Raw genomic sequence first — 16,133 nt, 5'->3', positions numbered from 1 at the left:
GGCGGCCAGCGCCAGCGCGTGGCCATGGGGCGCGCCCTGGCGCGCCAGCCGCAGCTCTTTCTGTTCGACGAGCCGCTGTCCAACCTGGACGCCAAGCTGCGCGTGGAGATGCGCGCCGAGATCAAGCGCCTGCACCAGGCCAGCGGCATCACCAGCGTGTATGTCACGCACGACCAGGTCGAGGCCATGACCCTGGGCTCGCGCATCGCGGTGATGAAGGGCGGCGTGGTGCAGCAGCTGGGCACGCCCGACGAGATCTACAACCGCCCGGCCAATACCTATGTGGCCACCTTCATCGGCTCGCCCACCATGAACCTGCTGCGGGGTGGCGTGCTGGCAGGCGGGCAGTTTGGCGCGCAGGGTGCCTCGCTGGACTTGCCCGCCCCCGCAGGCCCCGCGCAGATGCTGCTGGGTGTGCGGCCCGAGCACCTGGTGCTCAGCGATGACGCGCCCTGGCGCGGCCAGGTCAGCGTGGTGGAACCCACCGGCCCCGACACCTATGTGATGGTGGACACCGCGGCGGGCGGCGTCACCCTGCGCACCGATGCGCAGACCCGCGTGCGGCCGGGCGACCACGTGGGCCTGGCCGTGGCGCCCGCGCATGCGCACTGGTTCGACGCGCAGACGCAAGAGCGCCTGGCGGTGTAGCACCGTGCGAGCCGTGCGCGCGCAGCGCGGGCCCGGCAAAGGCACGCCGTTGGCGCGGACTTTGGTCTTTGCCGGGCCGCGCATTTGGGGTAAAAATAGGGCCCAGCGCTTATCCAATAAGCGCTGTAAGCTATAAAAAACGTAGCAAACAAGCGCCGCCAGCCGTTTCCGGCCCGGTTTTATTTCCGTCCGCGCCCGCCCTGGCGCGGCATTGCCCTGTAAAGCCTCCTTTCATGCAGCAGCACCCACAACGCCTTCTTGCAGACATTGGCGGCACCAACATCCGCCTGGCCTGGCAGGCCGGGCCGGGCGGCGAGCTGAACGACACGCGGGTGCTGCCCTGTGCGCAGTTCCCCACCGTGGATGCCGCGCTGGCCGCCTACCTGCAGGAGGTGGGCGTGCCCACGCCGCGCGATGCCGCGTTCGGCATCGCCAACCCGGTCACGGGCGACGCCATCCGCATGACCAACCACAGCTGGAGCTTTTCGCAGCGCGCCGTGCGCGAGGCCTTTGGCTTCGAACGGCTGGTGGTCGTCAACGACTTCACCGCACTGGCGCTGGCGCTGCCCGTGCTCACGCCCGACCAGCTGCGCCCCGTGGGCGGCGGCGTGGCCGTGCCGGGCAGTGCGATTGCATTGCTGGGCCCGGGTACGGGGCTCGGGGTGTCGGGCCTGGTGTTTCCGCCAGGCTCCCGCCACGGCGTGCCGCTGTCGGGCGAAGGGGGGCATGTCACGCTGCCCGCGCAGAACCAGCGCGAATTCGATGTGCTCGCGCTGCTGCAGGAGCGCTACGGCCATGTCTCGGCCGAGCGCGCCGTGTCGGGTGCGGGCCTGGTGGATCTGTACCACGCAGTCCGCACGCTGGCGCGCCACGGCGGCGAAGAGGTGAGCGCCGCCGCCGAGGTGACGGAACTGGCCCTGCACGCGGGCGACCCCCTCGCGCTGGAGGCGCTGGAGCTGTTCTGCGGCTTTTTGGGCAGCGTGGCCGGCAACCTGGCGCTGACGCTGGGCGCGCGCGGCGGCGTGTATCTGGGCGGCGGCATCGTGCCGCGCCTGGGCACCTGGTTCGACAGCTCGCCGTTCCGTACGCGCTTCGAGGCCAAGGGGCGCTTTCAGGCGTACCTGGCATCCATCCCGTGCTGGGTGATTGACCCCAGCGCCACCCCGGCACTGCATGGCGCCTCGCGGGCGCTGGACCTCGCGGGCACCGACTGAAGATTCCGCAGGCTGTGGCTGTGGCTGTGGCTGTGTATGGTCGCAGTGCGCCGGTGTCGACCGCAGGGCGCGGGCACCGGTTCAGTCAGTCGGCGGTGGCAATCACCTCGACCGGATTCACGTACACGTCCTTGCGCTTGTCGTACAGCGGGATGGTGGTGCCGTTGACCCGGTTGGTCACCAGCTTGGCCAGGTCCACGTCGGCGATCACGATCTGTTCCATGTTGGGCACGCCTTCGGCGGCGATGCCGTCGCGCGCAAATGGAAAGTCCGACGGCGTGATGATCGCGCCCTGGCCGTAGTGCAGGCCCAGGCCTTCCACGGCCAGGTTGCCCACGGTGCCGGTCACGGCCACATACACCTGGTTTTCGATGGCCCGCGCATGGCAGCAGTAGCGCACGCGCCAGAAGCCCTGGCGGTCGTCGGTACACGAGGGTACGAAGATGATGTCGGCGCCCTGCTCGCACACCATGCGCGAGAGTTCAGGGAACTCGATGTCGTAGCAGATCAGGATGGCGATGCGGCCGTGGGGGGTGTCGAACACCGACAGGTGGTGGCCCGGGTCGCCCTTCCATTTTTCCTTTTCCCAGCGCGTGAGGTGGATCTTGTTCTGCGTGAACACCTTGCCCTGCGGGCTGAACAGGTAGGCCGTATTGAGCAGCTGCCCGTTCGACAGCGTGGGGTGGCTGCCGCCGATGATGTACACGCCCCAGCGTTTGGCCAGGTCCTTGAACAGCTCCATGTAGCGGTCCGTGTATTCATCCATGCGGCGCACGGCGTTGCGCAGGTCGGTCGTGTCCATGAACGACAGCAGCTGCGTGGTGAAGATTTCCGGGAACATCACGAACTGGGGCTTGTAGTCGCCGGCCGCCTTCATCACGAAGCGGACCTGGTTCTCAAAGCCTTCCCAGTCGTCGATGGAGCGCAGCAGATATTGCACGGCGGCAATGCGCACGATGCCCTGGCTGGGCTTGAAGACCGGCTGCATGTCTTGGGTGTTGACCGTCATGGCTCTCCTAGGATGTGGGGGCGGGTTGCAAGGCCGTCGGTCGCGACGGGTCGAAGTCCGGGTTGATCCACACGATCAGGGATGCCTGGCCGCAGGATTCCTCGTCCTGCGGCAGGTAGTCCTTCATGATGCCGCAGTAGCGAAAGCCCTCGCGCAGCTGAAAGCTCAGCACCGGGTCGCTCAGGTCGCCCCACAGCACGCGCTTGGCATATTGCTCGGCCGTCATCTGCGGCGCATGCGCCTGGTAGCCGGGCAGCCGCCCGCAGGCGATGATGCGGCGCAGGTTCAGATCACGGCACAGCTGGCGACGGCCCTCGTACAGCGCCTGGCCGATGCGCCGCCCGCGCATGTCGGGGTCGACGAACACCTCGGCGCCATACAGCGTGAAGCCGTCGGGGTTGTGGGTGCTGAAGGTGCCGCGAGCGGTGATTTCCTGCCAGGTGTGCTCTTCGGCCCACTCGTCCCACAGGATCACCAGCGCGCTGGCGCAGCCCACCACCTCGCCGTCCAGCTCGGCCACCAGCTGGCCTTGCGGAAACACCTTCAGCTGGTGCACGAGGTGGTCGCGCCGCCAGGGGTCGATGGCCGGGTAGACACGCTCCTGCAGCGCCAGCAGCGCGTCGATGTCGCCGGGAAGGGTGGTGCGTACTTGTACGTCGTGGGCCATAGGGTTGAGGCAGGGTGCGTTCAAGAAAGGATGGGATGCAACGCCAGTGGAGCTGGTGTGGCGGGTGTGGCTCAGGTGGGCAGCGGGCAGATCAGCACCGGCACGGGCGAGCGCGAGATCAGCCCCGGGATGATGTCGCCGGTGAGCAGGCGCACCACGGCGTTGCTGCCCGAAGACGCAACGACCACCAGGTCGCAACCCCGGTTGGTAAGGGCCTCCACCACATAGTCCACCGACGCATCGCCGGGGCCGATGGCGCCCACGCTGGCAACACCCGCCGAGCGGGCTTCGGCTTCTGCCGATTGCAGCAAATCAGCCGCCGTGGCCTGGGTCTGCTGCTCGAATTCCTCGGCCGATTGCGCGGCAAACGCTGCCATGCCGCCGCCGGGCATGTCGGCCATCGGAAACGCATACGCCGGGGGGAGGTGAAGGAACACGACATGCGCGCCATGCGTGCGCGCCACTTCCACGCCTTGCGCAATCGCGGTTTGAGACTGCGGGTGCTCGTCCACGAGGATCATGATTTTGCGGAACATGGGATGGCCTTTCTTTATGACTTTCGTTATGGCTGTGTGTGGGTCGCCACCGCCCGGGGCGGTCGCTGCACGCTGCGCGCGCGCAGGCCTTCATCTTGCACCAATCTTGGCGCATGTCCAGGTTCGATACCCTGGTTGCGCGATGGTTCGATGGGATGTGCCGCAGCGGGCCTGAGAAAACGACCGGCGCGAGGGCGGAAGGGGCCTGCAAGGCGCCTGCAACGGGTCTGCACGCGGCGGGCGAGCGGCGGGCGAGCGAGCGCGCGGGTCTGGCGGCAGACGGCCAGCACGCTTTCACGGGCCGCGGCGGCGGCGGCCCGTGCGGGTTCACATCTCCTCGCTCCAGCAGTGGCCGTCGCGCGCAATCATCGCGCTGGCCGCGCGTGGGCCCCAGCTGCCGGCGGCGTAGGGGCGGGGGCCTGCGGGGTCGTTCTTCCAGTGCTGCAGGATGGGCTCCACCCAGCGCCAGGCTTCTTCCTGTTCGTCGCTGCGCACGAACAGGTTCAGGCGCCCGGCAATCACGTCCAGCAGCAGGCGCTCGTAGGCGCCCACGCGCTCGGTGCCGAAGCGCTGGTCGAAGTCCAGGTTCAGGTGCACCTGCGACAGTGCGGGCTCGGTCTGGTGTTGGGCCGCGCCCTGGGCCATCAGGTGCAGCTCCAGCCCGTCCTTGGGCTGCAGGTTGATGACCAGGCGGTTGGCCGCGCCCGAGGGCGTCTTGAAGATGGGGTGGGGCACGGGCCGGAAGTTGATGACGATGTGCGCGTCGCGCCCCGCCAGCCGCTTGCCGGTGCGGATGTAGAACGGCACGCCCGCCCAGCGCCAGTTGCTGATCTCGGTGCGCAGCGCCACAAAGGTCTCGGTGGTGCTGGTGGGGCTCACCCCTTTTTCCTGCAGGTAGCCCGGCACGGGCTGGCCCTGGTGCATGCCCGCGGCATACTGCCCGCGAATCACGTGCTGGCCCAGAGATTCCGCTGTCCAGGGCTTGAGCGCCTGCAGCACCTTGAGCTTTTCGTCGCGGATCGCATTGGCGCTGGAGTTGATGGGGGGCTCCATGCCGATGGCGCACAAGAGCTGCAGCGCATGGTTCTGCACCATGTCGCGCAGCGCGCCGGTCTGGTCGTAGAAGGCGCCGCGCGATTCCACGCCCAGCTCTTCGGCGATGGTGATCTGGATGTTGGCAATGGTCTCGCGGCGCCACAGCGGCTCGAACAGCGTGTTGCCAAAGCGCAGCGCAAACAGGTTCTGCACCGACGGCTTGCCCAGGTAGTGGTCGATGCGAAAGACCTGCTCTTCCTTCAGCACGCGGCGCAGCGTGTCGTTGATCGCCTGGTTGGAGGCCAGGTCGTGCCCCAGGGGCTTTTCCAGCACCACCCGGGTCTGCGGGCCGTTCAGACCCACGGCTGCAATCTGCTCGCAGACCGTGGTGAACAGGCTGGGCGCGGTGGCCACATACATCACCACCGAATCGGCGTTGCGTTCGCGCAGCATGGCGGCCAGGCGCTCGTAGTCGGCGCTTTGCGACAGGTCCATGCGCAGATAGTGCAGCAGGGCGCCAAAGCGCTCGAACTCGTCGGGTGTGGGCCGCTTGGCCAGCTCCACGCCATCGAACCGGGACTGGATGAGGCTGCGGTATTGTTCGTGGCTGTGCTCGTCGCGCGCCACGGCAATGATGCGCCCCCCGTCAGGCAGCGTCCCGTGGCGAAAGGCCTGGAACAGCGCCGGCATCAGCTTGCGCCAGGCCAGGTCTCCGGTGCCGCCAAACAGGACAAGGTCAAAACTCATGGGGGGTCTCCGTGCAAATGTTCTGGGTTGTGTTCTAGGTTGTGCCGTGATCGCATCCGGCGTGCGGTGCGTGCCGGAAATTGTAATCTCGTTACATGAATTTTGGGATCGCCTGCGTCCTACAAAGATGGCCAGGCATGGATTGCATCAAAGTATCGATCTATTTTTGTAATCAAGTTACCATTTGCGGCCTTGTTGTTTGTTGTCGATGGACCTCACTGCCAATCACCACGCCATGCACCTTCGATGTGACCAGACTCCCGAGTGGGCTGCGCTGCAGACCGCGTTTGACACCCACGGCCAGCACCTGGACCTGCGCGCAGCCTTTGCGCAGCACGGCGCCAGCCGCTTTGAGCAGTTCAGCCAAGCCGCGCCGGGGGTGTTTGCCGACCTGTCGAAGAACCTGTGGGACGCGCCCACCGAGACCTTGCTGCTGGACCTGGCCCGCGCCTGCCACCTGCCCGCGCAGCGCGACGCCATGCTGGCCGGCCAACCCATCAACAACACCGAAGGCCGCGCCGTGCTGCACACGCTGCTGCGCCGCCCTCAAGGCCTGGCGCTGCCGGGCGACGCGCCCCAGGTTGCGGCCGACCTGGCTGCCGTGCACACCACGCTGGACGCCATGCTGGCCTATGCCGAGGCTGTGCGCGCCGACGAGGCCATCACCGACGTGGTGAACATCGGCATCGGCGGCTCGGACCTGGGGCCGCACATGGCCGTGCTGGCGCTGGAGCAGCATCGCCTGCCCGGCAAGCGTTTTCACTTCGTCTCCAACGTGGACGGGCACGAACTGCACAGCGTGCTGCAAGGCCTGCGGCCAGAGAACACGCTGTTCCTCATCGCCTCCAAGACCTTCACCACGGCCGAGACCATGACCAACGCGCGTTCGGCCCTGGCGTGGTTTGAGGCCCAGGGCGGGCGCGACGTGGCGCGCCACTTCGCAGCGCTGACCACCAATGTGCAGGCTGCGGGCACCTTGGGCATCACCACCACCTTCGGCTTCTGGGACTGGGTGGGCGGGCGCTACTCGCTGTGGTCGGCCATCGGGCTGCCCATGGCCATCGCCATCGGCGCCCAGGGCTTTCGCGACCTGCTGGCGGGTGCCCACGCGATGGACGAGCACTTCCGCACGGCGCCGCTGCAGGCCAACCTGCCTGTGCGCCTGGGCCTGCTGGACGTGTGGTACCGCAACTTCCACGGCTTCACCAGCCGCTGCATCGCCCCATACCACGCCGCGCTGCGGCGCCTGCCGGCCTACCTGCAACAGCTGGAGATGGAGAGCAACGGCAAGCGCGTGGCCAAGGACGGCACGCCGCTGGCGGTGGCTACGTCGCCCGTGCTGTGGGGCGAGCCCGGCACCAACGGCCAGCACGCGTTCTTCCAGATGCTGCACCAGGGCACGGACGTGATCCCGCTGGAAATCATCGCCGTGCGCCAGCCCACGCACCCGCTGCCCGGTCACCACGACAAGCTGCTGGCCAACGCCCTGGCCCAGGCCCAGGCGCTGATGGTGGGCAAGGACGGGGAGGACGCGCACCGCCACTTCCCGGGCAACCGGCCCAGCACCTTCTTGCTGCTGGATGCGCTCACGCCTGCAGCGCTCGGGTCGCTGATCGCACTGCAGGAGCACCGCGTGTTTGTCAGCGGCGCGCTGTGGGGCATCAACAGCTTTGACCAGTGGGGTGTGGAACTGGGCAAGGTGCTGGCCAAGGACATCGAGGCGCGTTTGGCGAGTGGCGATGTGGCGGGGCTGGATGGCTCCACTGCGGGATTGCTAAGCCTGCTGCGCAACGCCAAGTGACCGGCATGCGCTGAGCCAGCCTCCAATCCGTTCGGGCTGAGTTTGTAGAAGCCGCGCGCAACGCTTCTGTCCAGTCGCATTGAGAACAAAAAAATCCGTTCACGCCGAGCTTGTCGAAGCGACGCACCGGGCTTTGAAAAGCCCGGCCCGAACGGCTCAGGAGACATCCGCCATGACCGCTCCCCGGCCTGACTTCCGCTCGCCTGTCTTCCTGCGCGAGCACCTGCGCCAGACCATGGCGTTCTATGACCCCGTCGCTACCGACCCCACGGGCGGTCACTACCACTTCTTTCTGGACGACGGCACGGTCTACAACACCCGCACCCGCCACCTCGTCAGCGCCACGCGTTTTGTGGTCACGCATGCCATGCTCTACCGCACCACGGGCGAGGCGCGGTATCAGGCCGGCATGCGGCACGCGCTCTCGTTCCTGCGCACTGCGTTTCTCGACCCCGCCACCGGCGGCTACGCCTGGCAAATGGACTGGCATGAAGGCCGCGCCACGGTGCAAGACGCCACGCGCCATTGCTACGGCATGGCCTTTGTGATGCTGGCCTATGCCCGCGCTTGCGAGGCCGGGGTGCCCGAGGCCCGCGCGTGGTTGGCCCAGGCGTTTGACACCGCCGAGCAGCACTTCTGGCAGCCCGCCGCAGGCCTGTATGCCGACGAGGCCAGCCCTGATTGGCAGTCGACCGGCTACCGAGGCCAGAACGCCAACATGCACGCCTGCGAGGCCATGATCTCCGCCTTCCGTGCCACCGGCGAGCGCCGCTACATCGAGCGGGCCGAACAACTCGCGCAAGGCATCTGCCAGCGGCAGGCCGGGTTGTCCACCGCCGCCAGCGCCCCGGCGGCCGAAGGCTGGGTGTGGGAGCATTTTCACGCCGACTGGTCCGTGGACTGGGACTACAACCGCCACGACCGCAGCAACATCTTCCGCCCCTGGGGCTATCAAGTCGGTCACCAGACCGAATGGGCCAAGCTGCTGCTGCAACTGGACGCCCTGGCCCCCGCCGACTGGCACCTGCCCTGCGCACGATTCCTGTTCGATGACGCCCTGGCCAAGGGCTGGGACGCGGTGCACGGCGGCATCGTCTACGGCATGGCGCCCGACGGCAGCATCTGCGACGACGGCAAGTACCACTGGGTGCAGGCCGAGAGCATGGCGGCGGCTGCGGTGCTGGCGGTGCGCACCGGCGATGACCGCTACTGGCAGTGGTACGACCGCATCTGGGCGTACTGCTGGGAGCACTTTGTGGACCACGAACACGGCGCGTGGTTTCGCATCCTCGACGGCGCCAACCGCAACCACACGCGCGAGAAGAGCAACGCGGGGAAGGTGGACTATCACAACATGGGGGCGGTTTATGACGTGTTGTTGGAGATGAAGGGATGAGCTATTTGGCTGATTTGACAGTGCCCCCATCGCGCTTTCGCGATTGGTCTCGTACCCGGTGCAAGAAACAAGAAGACTTTTCCTGTAGTCAGTTAGGTTGCGGGTTTGTTCCACGCATTCGCTGCGCTCACGGCAAGGTACTCAAGGCTTCCAGCTTCAAGCTCCAATGCTCCTGAGACTTGCCACTCGAAACCTGTATACGGTTGAGTAAGACTGAACCTCAGCTTTATGTGACCAGTGCGGTCTGCCGTCGCCGTGATGGTGACCTCTCCTTCTAGCGAGCCCCAGGATTTCTCTCCTTCCCATCCGCTCCAATTCGCGGCCAAATCATTGAAGAATTCGCCGAGATTCATCGCCATGTATGTTGAGGCACTGACCTCGGCAAACCATGGGCCTACCCTTGCCGTGGCTATAAACGTTTCCTCATTCGTCTCGTCATGCACAGACCGAAACTGTGAAAACGTCAGTGAAGCGCCATCATGTACTGAGCGGATCGTGACCTCACGTCGTCTGTCCATTTGACTGTCTCCGTAGATCAAATTGGTATCCCAGAGGATATTCACTCTTTGAAGAGATTCACTGTCAATCCCTGTACCTTCACCCACATGCTGAACAGAGCGCCCGCCGGATCTGGCGCTTCCAGCTCCGCCTGCGGCCTCCCTGCCCGCGCCGACGTGATGTACAGCGTGCGCAAATCCTCTCCCCCAAAACACACCATGGTCGGGCACTGCACCGGCACTGCAATGCGCTGCAGTACCTTGCCCGCTGGCGACAGTTGCATCACACAGGCCCCTTCGTACATCGCCACCCAGTAGTTGCCCTCCACGTCCACCGCCGCACCGTCTGGGCGGCCTCCGTAGGGCTGGCCATCCACCTTGCGGTCGAACTGTACCCAACGGCGTCGGTTCGTGATGGCGCCCGTGGCCAGGTCGAAGTCAAACCGGTCAATGCGGTGCTCCGGCGTGTTCGACCAGTACATCACGCGGTTGTCGGGGCTGAAGGCGAGGCCGTTGGCGGTGAAGTTGTCGCCGGCCATGTGCCTCACGGTGTAGCTGGTGCCATCTACCGCCGCCTCCAGGCACCACAGGACTGCATCGGGTGCCGTGCGCGGGGTGACCATCGAGCCCGCCCAGAAACGGCCTGCCGCGTCGCAGCGGCCATCGTTCAACCGCAGCCGCGCGGTGTCGTGCTTCGCTGGCGGCAACAGGGCCAGCAGGTTGAGTTCGCTGGTCGCGATGTCGAGCTGATAGAAACCATCCCGTAACCCGATTACGATTTTCCCACCCGCCGCTGGCGCGCAGCACCCAGGTTCGCTCGGGGTCTTCCATTGCCGGTGCTCGCCGGTCGCCGGGTTCCACGCATTCACGGTGTGTCCCTGAATGTCACACCAGTAAAGGGATTTTTCCTCGGGGTGCCAGAAGGGCGATTCGCCCAGTTCGGAGGGCGGAAGGGGCAGGCGCTGCAGGGTCATGGGTTGAATTGCGGTGGTTATCGAGTTACATTCTAGGGCCCAGAACAGGGCCTGCCCACAGGCCTTCCCCTTCTCTTCCTTCCCACCGATGGAGCAGCATCCCATGCATTCAGTCGTAGCGCGCGTGACGGCTCGCATCATCCAGCGCAGCGCGGACACGCGGGCTGCCTACCTGGCCGGTGTCGATGCCATGATCAATCGCAAGCCCCCGCAAGACCGCATGGGCTGCGCCAACCTGGCCCACGCGTACGCGGCGCTGCCCGGCGCCGAGAAGTTCAAGGTCACGGTCGAGAAGGCGCCCAACATCGGCATCGTGACGGCCTACAACGACATGCTGTCGGCCCACCAGCCGTACCAGAGCTACCCCGCGCTGCTGCGCGACGAAGCAGCCCGCCATGGCGCCACGGCCCAGGTGGCGGGCGGCGTGCCGGCGATGTGCGACGGCGTGACGCAGGGCACGCCCGGCATGGAGCTGTCGCTGTTCTCCCGCGACGCGATTGCCATGGCCACGGCGGTAGCGCTGTCCCATGATGTGTTCGACGCGGCGCTGCTGCTGGGCGTGTGCGACAAGATCGTGCCGGGCCTGCTGATCGGCGCGCTGCACTACGGGCACCTGCCCTGCGTGTTCGTGCCGGCCGGCCCCATGGGATCGGGCCTGCCCAACAAGGACAAGGCCAAGGTGCGCGAGCAGTATGCGCAGGGCTTGGTCGGGCGCGATGAGCTGCTCAAGGCCGAATCGGCCGCGTACCACAGCCCCGGCACCTGCACCTTCTACGGCACGGCCAACAGCAACCAGATGCTGCTCGAAGCCATGGGCCTGCACGTGCCCGGCGCGGCCTTTGCGCCCCCCGGCACGAACGAGCGCGAGGCGTTCACGCGCCAGGCCGTGCGCACGGTGCTCGACATCGGCAAGCGCGGCGCGCGCTTCACGCCCATCGGCCGCCTGGTGGACGAGCGCTGCATCGTCAACGCCATGGCTGCGCTGCTGGCCACGGGCGGCTCGACCAACCACCTGATCCACTGGGTGGCCGTGGCGCGCAGCGCGGGCATCCTGATCGACTGGACGGACTTTGACGAACTCTCGTCGGTGGTGCCGCTGCTGGCCCGTGTGTACCCCAATGGCGATGCCGATGTGAACCAGTTCCAGGCGGCTGGCGGCCCGCCGTGGATCCTGCGCGAACTGCTGGCCCATGGCCTGATGCACCCCGATGTGCTGAGCGTGAACGCCGGTGGCATCGCCGATGGCGGCCAGAGCGCGCCCGCCGTGTCGGGCGACGAGACGGTGCTGCGGCCGGCGGCCAAGCCGTTCTCGCCCACGGGCGGCCTGCGCCTGCTGCAGGGCCGCCTGGGCCGCGCGGTGATCAAGGTGTCGGCCGTGCCCGAGGACCGCCACATCGTCGAGGCGCCCGCGCGCGTGTTCGACTCGCAAGAGGCCCTGCTCGCCGCCTTCAGCGCGGGCGAGGTGAACCAGGACATGGTGGCCGTGGTGCGCTTTCAGGGCCCGCAGGCCAACGGCATGCCCGAGCTGCACAAGCTCACGCCCCCGCTGGCGGTGCTGCAAAACCAGGGCTTCAAGGTGGCGCTGGTGACCGACGGCCGCATGAGTGGCGCATCGGGCAAGGTGCCCGCAGCCATCCACGTCACGCCCGAGGCGCTGGCCGGTGGCCCGCTGGGCAAGGTGCAGGATGGCGACATCGTGCGCGTCGATGCCGTGGCCGGCACGCTGGACGTGCTGGTCGACGATGCCACCTGGGCGGCGCGCGTACCGGCGCCCTACAACGCCCCCGCTCAAACCGGCTTTGGCCGCGAACTCTTCAACAACTTTCGCCGCCATGCGGGCGGCGCCGAACAAGGAGCCTGCACATGGCTGTGACCACCCCTGCTTCCACCCCCATGAACCCGCTGGATATCGCCAGCCATGGCCCCGTCATCCCCGTCATCGTGATCGACCGCGTGGAAGACGCGCTGCCCCTGGCCGAGGCCCTGCTGGCCGGCGGCGTGAAGGTGCTGGAGGTGACGCTGCGCACGGCCGCGGGCCTGCCCGCCATCGAGGCCATCGCCCGCCAGCTGCCCGAGGCCGTGGTGGGCGTGGGCACGGTGCTGAACGCCGACGACGCCCGCCGCGCGAGCGAGGCCGGGGCGCGCTTTGCCGTGAGCCCGGGCTACACGCCGGAAGTGGGCAGCGCCTGCAAGCACCTGAACCTGCCCCTGCTGCCCGGCGTGGCCACATCGAGCGAGATCATGGCGGCGCTGGCCGACGGGTTCTCTTTCCTCAAGCTGTTCCCGGCCGAGGCGGTGGGGGGCATTCCGCTGCTCAAGTCCTGGGCCAGCCCGTTCGGCCAGGTGGCCTTTTGCCCCACGGGCGGCATCACCCCCGCCACCGCCGCCAACTACCTGGCACTGCCCAACGTGCGCTGCGTGGGCGGCTCGTGGCTCACGCCGGCCGACGCGGTGCGTGCGGGCGACTGGGCGCGCATCACCGACCTGGCCCGCGCCACCCAGGCGCTGCGCACAGGCGGCTGAGTGCATCTCAGCGCGGGCGATCCCGGGGTTGCCCTGCAAAAATATGCATAAAAACAGCCTTCAGCGCTTATCTGGTAAGCGCTGAAAGCTATCATTTTTATAGAACGGTGGTGCGTGGCGCTGACACACGCCAACACCCGCCACCCGGTCCGGTCAGACCTTGAGCGAGCGCTCGATGTCTGTCAGCTTGTAGCGGGCCAGCGCCAGGTTGCCCCGGGCCTTGTCGAGCACCAGATACAAAAACAGGCCCACGTTGTTGGGCACCAGGCGGATCAGGTGGTATTGGTCGCCCAGCGTGATGAGGATGTCTTCGATGCCCTTGCGCAGGCCCAGAGACTCCATCGTCTTGAGCTTTGCGCGCACCACCTCGGTGTTGCCGGCCGCGGCCAGGTCCAGGTTCATGCCCGTGCCGGCTTGTGCCAGGCACATTCCGCTTCGGTAGTCGACCAGTGCGGCGGCTTGGGCGCCGTCAATGGTCATCGCGGCGTCGATCGATTGCTTCAGGTTGGAACTCATATCGTTGGCAGGGTGGGAAGACTCGGGTCGGTGGGCAGCCAGCGCGTCCATCACGCTGAGCTTGCCCAGCTGCTCCATCAGGCTGAACCACAGCGTTTGCGGATCGCTGTTGGGCAGCTGGTACACATGCGCGCGCTGCAGGGACTCGGCCGGTGCGGCGCGAAGAACGGACTCCTCCATCACCGCGTTGGGCATGAGAAAGATCCACACCGGCACGGGCGCGATCGTGCCCAGCCACGGCAGGGCCGCCTGCACCATGTGGACCGAGCCTGGGCCGACGACCACCACGATGGCGGCGGTGTGGCTGGAGGGCGGCTGAAGCTCTCGCGGCTGGCTGGGGCGCAGCCAGTCGATCAGCGGCGCGAAATCGGATTTCACCAGCGGCAGGCCCAACCAGGGGCCGCTGCCGGTCACGTTCGACCCCGTGAGGTGCGCGAGCGCGTGCAGTCCAAGCCGCGCAGTCAGGTCCAGAACGGTAACGGTAGGTGGGGTAGGGGGCGCCATGTTCAGCAAAAAAAAGCGCCAGCAGACGCAGGACGCGGGGCCCATGTCGGCAGACCGCGGGACGGCCCAAAAGCCATCCGAAAAAAATTGTATCGACTGCGGGTTTACCCGGGGTGCTGGTCCACCAAACTCAACTGATTTGAGGGCTTATTAATTGCGATGATGTACGTGGTCGGAAAAATCACGTAGGCGACATACGCGAGGGGTGAGCCCCCGGCGCGTCCATGAAAAAAGCCCGCAGCCTGTGAGGGCTGCGGGCTTGGTTCGAACGCTTGCGAGTTCTGAAGGTGCCGTTGGCAGGCGATGAACGGACGCCGATGGCTCGGCGCCCATCATCCGGGGCTGGTTACATGCCCATGCCGCCCATGCCACCCATGCCGCCCATGTCGGGCATGCCACCGCCGGCAGGCGCGTCGTCCTTCGGAGCCTCAGCCACCATGGCTTCGGTCGTCAGCAGCAGCGAAGCCACGGAAGCGGCGTTCTGCAGGGCCGTGCGGGTCACCTTCGTGGGGTCCAGGATACCCATTTCGATCATGTCGCCGTAGGTGTCGTTGGCCGCGTTGAAGCCATAGTTGCCCTTGCCGTTCAGCACGGCGTTGACCACCACCGAGGGCTCGCCACCCGCGTTGTAAACGATCTCGCGCAGAGGGGCTTCGATGGCCTTCAGGATCAGCTTCACGCCGGCGTCCTGGTCGGCGTTGTCGCCCTTGATCTCGCCAGCCGATTGGCGTGCGCGCAGCAGGGCCACGCCACCACCGGCCACGATGCCTTCTTCGACCGCAGCGCGGGTCGCGTGCAGGGCGTCTTCCACGCGGGCCTTCTTTTCCTTCATTTCGACTTCGGTCGCAGCGCCGACCTTGATCACTGCCACGCCGCCAGCCAGCTTGGCCACGCGCTCTTGCAGCTTTTCGCGGTCGTAGTCGCTGGTCGCTTCTTCGATCTGGATGCGGATTTGCTTCACGCGGGCTTCGATGTCGGCAGCGGCGCCAGCGCCGTCGATGATGATGGTGTTTTCCTTGCCCACTTCGATGCGCTTGGCTTGGCCCAGGTCGGCCAGCGTCACCTTTTCCAGGGACAGGCCCACTTCTTCAGCGATGACCTTGCCGCCCGTCAGGATGGCGATGTCTTCCAGCATGGCCTTGCGGCGGTCGCCGAAGCCAGGAGCCTTGACTGCCACCACCTTCAGGATGCCGCGGATGGTGTTGACCACCAGCGTAGCCAGGGCTTCGCCTTCGACTTCTTCGGCAATGATCAGCAGCGGACGGCCAGCCTTGGCCACTTGCTCCAGCGTGGGCAGCAGGTCGCGGATGTTGCTGATCTTCTTGTCGAACAGCAGCACGAAGGGGTTGTCCAGCAGGGCGGCCTGCTTTTCGGGATTGTTGATGAAGTAGGGCGACAGGTAGCCGCGGTCGAACTGCATGCCTTCCACGACATCCAGCTCGTTTTGCAGCGACTTGCCGTCTTCCACGGTGATCACGCCTTCCTTGCCGACCTTGTCCATCGCGTCAGCAATGATCTTGCCGATGGATTCGTCGGAGTTGGCGGAGATCGAACCCACTTGGGCGATTTCCTTGGAGGTGGTCGTGGGCTTGGAAGCCTTCTTCAGCTCTTCGGTCAGGGCCAGCACGGCCTTGTCAATACCGCGCTTCAGGTCCATGGGGTTCAGGCCGGCGGCCACGTACTTGGAGCCTTCGCGCACGATGGCCTGGGCCAGCACGGTGGCGGTAGTGGTGCCGTCACCGGCATTGTCGCTGGTCTTGGAAGCCACTTCCTTCACGAGCTGGGCGCCCATGTTCTGCAGCTTGTCCTTCAGTTCGATTTCCTTGGCCACGGACACACCGTCCTTGGTCACGGTGGGGGCGCCGAACGAGCGCTCCAGCACCACATTGCGGCCCTTGGGGCCCAGGGTCACCTTGACCGCATTGGCCAGGATGTTCACGCCTTCAACCATGCGTGCGCGGGCTTCGCCGCCGAAAACTACGTCTTTTGCTGCCATTTTGGAGCTCCTAATTGGGTTCAAATTGGCCGCTAGCGCTTATCTGGTAAGCGCTGGCAGCTATGAAAAA

Annotated in this window: 14 protein-coding genes; 6 read left to right on the top strand and 8 right to left on the bottom strand. The window is 66.3% G+C overall.

Going from position 1 to position 16,133, the window contains the following annotated elements; genetic code table 11:
- Both ACOQFS_RS09565 and glk read left to right on the top strand, forming a co-directional pair.
- Positions 1-648: ABC transporter ATP-binding protein (locus ACOQFS_RS09565; protein WP_421562664.1), on the top strand; the 648-nt coding region annotated here is incomplete at its 5' end.
- A gap of 233 nt (positions 649-881) precedes the next feature.
- Positions 882-1,862, top strand: a complete 981-nt coding sequence (gene glk, locus ACOQFS_RS09560; protein WP_421562663.1) for a glucokinase — start codon at positions 882-884, stop codon at positions 1,860-1,862.
- Between the two features lie 85 nt (positions 1,863-1,947).
- Here the strand turns inward: glk and ACOQFS_RS09555 are convergent, their stop codons facing one another.
- The 4 genes from ACOQFS_RS09555 to zwf form a co-directional block, all read right to left on the bottom strand.
- On the bottom strand, positions 1,948-2,871 hold the full coding sequence (locus ACOQFS_RS09555; RefSeq protein WP_421562662.1) for a carbon-nitrogen hydrolase family protein: 924 nt from the start codon (positions 2,869-2,871) through the stop codon (positions 1,948-1,950).
- A 7-nt stretch (positions 2,872-2,878) separates the two neighbouring features.
- Positions 2,879-3,538 (bottom strand): GNAT family N-acetyltransferase, encoded by a 660-nt coding sequence (locus ACOQFS_RS09550; protein WP_421562661.1) that lies wholly within the window; start codon positions 3,536-3,538, stop codon positions 2,879-2,881.
- Positions 3,539-3,609: 71 nt separating this feature from the next.
- Entirely contained in the window at positions 3,610-4,074 is a 465-nt protein-coding gene (locus ACOQFS_RS09545; protein ID WP_421562660.1) for a universal stress protein, read from the bottom strand.
- A gap of 327 nt (positions 4,075-4,401) precedes the next feature.
- On the bottom strand, positions 4,402-5,856 hold the full coding sequence (gene zwf / locus ACOQFS_RS09540; RefSeq protein WP_421562659.1) for a glucose-6-phosphate dehydrogenase: 1,455 nt from the start codon (positions 5,854-5,856) through the stop codon (positions 4,402-4,404).
- A gap of 235 nt (positions 5,857-6,091) precedes the next feature.
- Here zwf and pgi point away from each other — a divergent pair, with 235 nt between their 5' ends.
- Positions 6,092-7,657 (top strand): glucose-6-phosphate isomerase, encoded by a 1,566-nt coding sequence (pgi, locus tag ACOQFS_RS09535; RefSeq protein WP_421562658.1) that lies wholly within the window; start codon positions 6,092-6,094, stop codon positions 7,655-7,657.
- 172 nt (positions 7,658-7,829) lie between these two features.
- Positions 7,830-9,053, top strand: coding sequence for an AGE family epimerase/isomerase (locus tag ACOQFS_RS09530; protein ID WP_421562657.1), 1,224 nt, complete (start codon positions 7,830-7,832; stop codon positions 9,051-9,053).
- Between the two features lie 92 nt (positions 9,054-9,145).
- Here ACOQFS_RS09530 and ACOQFS_RS09525 read toward each other — a convergent pair whose 3' ends face one another.
- Together ACOQFS_RS09525 and ACOQFS_RS09520 are read right to left on the bottom strand one after the other, a co-directional pair.
- Positions 9,146-9,571, bottom strand: coding sequence for a DUF6228 family protein (locus tag ACOQFS_RS09525; RefSeq protein ID WP_421562656.1), 426 nt, complete (start codon positions 9,569-9,571; stop codon positions 9,146-9,148).
- A gap of 41 nt (positions 9,572-9,612) precedes the next feature.
- Positions 9,613-10,524, bottom strand: coding sequence for an SMP-30/gluconolactonase/LRE family protein (locus ACOQFS_RS09520; RefSeq protein ID WP_421562655.1), 912 nt, complete (start codon positions 10,522-10,524; stop codon positions 9,613-9,615).
- Positions 10,525-10,627: 103 nt separating this feature from the next.
- Here ACOQFS_RS09520 and edd point away from each other — a divergent pair, with 103 nt between their 5' ends.
- On the top strand, positions 10,628-12,397 hold the full coding sequence (edd, locus tag ACOQFS_RS09515; protein ID WP_421562654.1) for a phosphogluconate dehydratase: 1,770 nt from the start codon (positions 10,628-10,630) through the stop codon (positions 12,395-12,397).
- Entirely contained in the window at positions 12,388-13,047 is a 660-nt protein-coding gene (eda, locus tag ACOQFS_RS09510) for a bifunctional 4-hydroxy-2-oxoglutarate aldolase/2-dehydro-3-deoxy-phosphogluconate aldolase (protein WP_421562653.1), read from the top strand. Before edd ends, eda begins: the two co-directional genes overlap by 10 nt.
- Before the next feature lie 153 nt (positions 13,048-13,200).
- On the opposite strand, the gene ACOQFS_RS09505 is transcribed toward eda, so the two are convergent.
- Both ACOQFS_RS09505 and groL read right to left on the bottom strand, forming a co-directional pair.
- The gene (locus ACOQFS_RS09505; protein WP_421562666.1) at positions 13,201-13,563 is read right to left on the bottom strand and encodes a hypothetical protein; all 363 of its coding nucleotides are present in this window, start codon (positions 13,561-13,563) and stop codon (positions 13,201-13,203) included.
- Between the two features lie 850 nt (positions 13,564-14,413).
- Positions 14,414-16,063 (bottom strand): chaperonin GroEL, encoded by a 1,650-nt coding sequence (gene groL / locus ACOQFS_RS09500; protein ID WP_421562652.1) that lies wholly within the window; start codon positions 16,061-16,063, stop codon positions 14,414-14,416.
- Between the last annotated feature and the right edge of the window lie 70 nt (positions 16,064-16,133).

Origin of the sequence: Paracidovorax sp. MALMAid1276 (genome assembly GCF_049198005.1) — a bacterium.
Taxonomy (GTDB): Bacteria; Pseudomonadota; Gammaproteobacteria; order Burkholderiales; family Burkholderiaceae_C; genus Acidovorax.
This window is presented reverse-complemented; position numbering and strand designations above follow the sequence as displayed.

Bases quoted from the DNA above. Each gene is read 5' to 3' on its own strand.
- ACOQFS_RS09505 (WP_421562666.1), bottom strand. From the start codon at position 13,563: ATGAGTTCCAACCTGAAGCAATCGATCGACGCCGCGATGACCATTGAC.
- ACOQFS_RS09545 (WP_421562660.1), bottom strand. From the start codon at position 4,074: ATGTTCCGCAAAATCATGATCCTCGTGGACGAGCACCCGCAGTCTCAA.
- groL (WP_421562652.1), bottom strand. From the start codon at position 16,063: ATGGCAGCAAAAGACGTAGTTTTCGGCGGCGAAGCCCGCGCACGCATG.
- edd (WP_421562654.1), top strand. From the start codon at position 10,628: ATGCATTCAGTCGTAGCGCGCGTGACGGCTCGCATCATCCAGCGCAGC.
- ACOQFS_RS09550 (WP_421562661.1), bottom strand. From the start codon at position 3,538: ATGGCCCACGACGTACAAGTACGCACCACCCTTCCCGGCGACATCGAC.
- zwf (WP_421562659.1), bottom strand. From the start codon at position 5,856: ATGAGTTTTGACCTTGTCCTGTTTGGCGGCACCGGAGACCTGGCCTGG.
- eda (WP_421562653.1), top strand. From the start codon at position 12,388: ATGGCTGTGACCACCCCTGCTTCCACCCCCATGAACCCGCTGGATATC.
- glk (WP_421562663.1), top strand. From the start codon at position 882: ATGCAGCAGCACCCACAACGCCTTCTTGCAGACATTGGCGGCACCAAC.
- ACOQFS_RS09530 (WP_421562657.1), top strand. From the start codon at position 7,830: ATGACCGCTCCCCGGCCTGACTTCCGCTCGCCTGTCTTCCTGCGCGAG.
- ACOQFS_RS09555 (WP_421562662.1), bottom strand. From the start codon at position 2,871: ATGACGGTCAACACCCAAGACATGCAGCCGGTCTTCAAGCCCAGCCAG.
- ACOQFS_RS09525 (WP_421562656.1), bottom strand. From the start codon at position 9,571: ATGGACAGACGACGTGAGGTCACGATCCGCTCAGTACATGATGGCGCT.
- pgi (WP_421562658.1), top strand. From the start codon at position 6,092: ATGCACCTTCGATGTGACCAGACTCCCGAGTGGGCTGCGCTGCAGACC.
- ACOQFS_RS09520 (WP_421562655.1), bottom strand. From the start codon at position 10,524: ATGACCCTGCAGCGCCTGCCCCTTCCGCCCTCCGAACTGGGCGAATCG.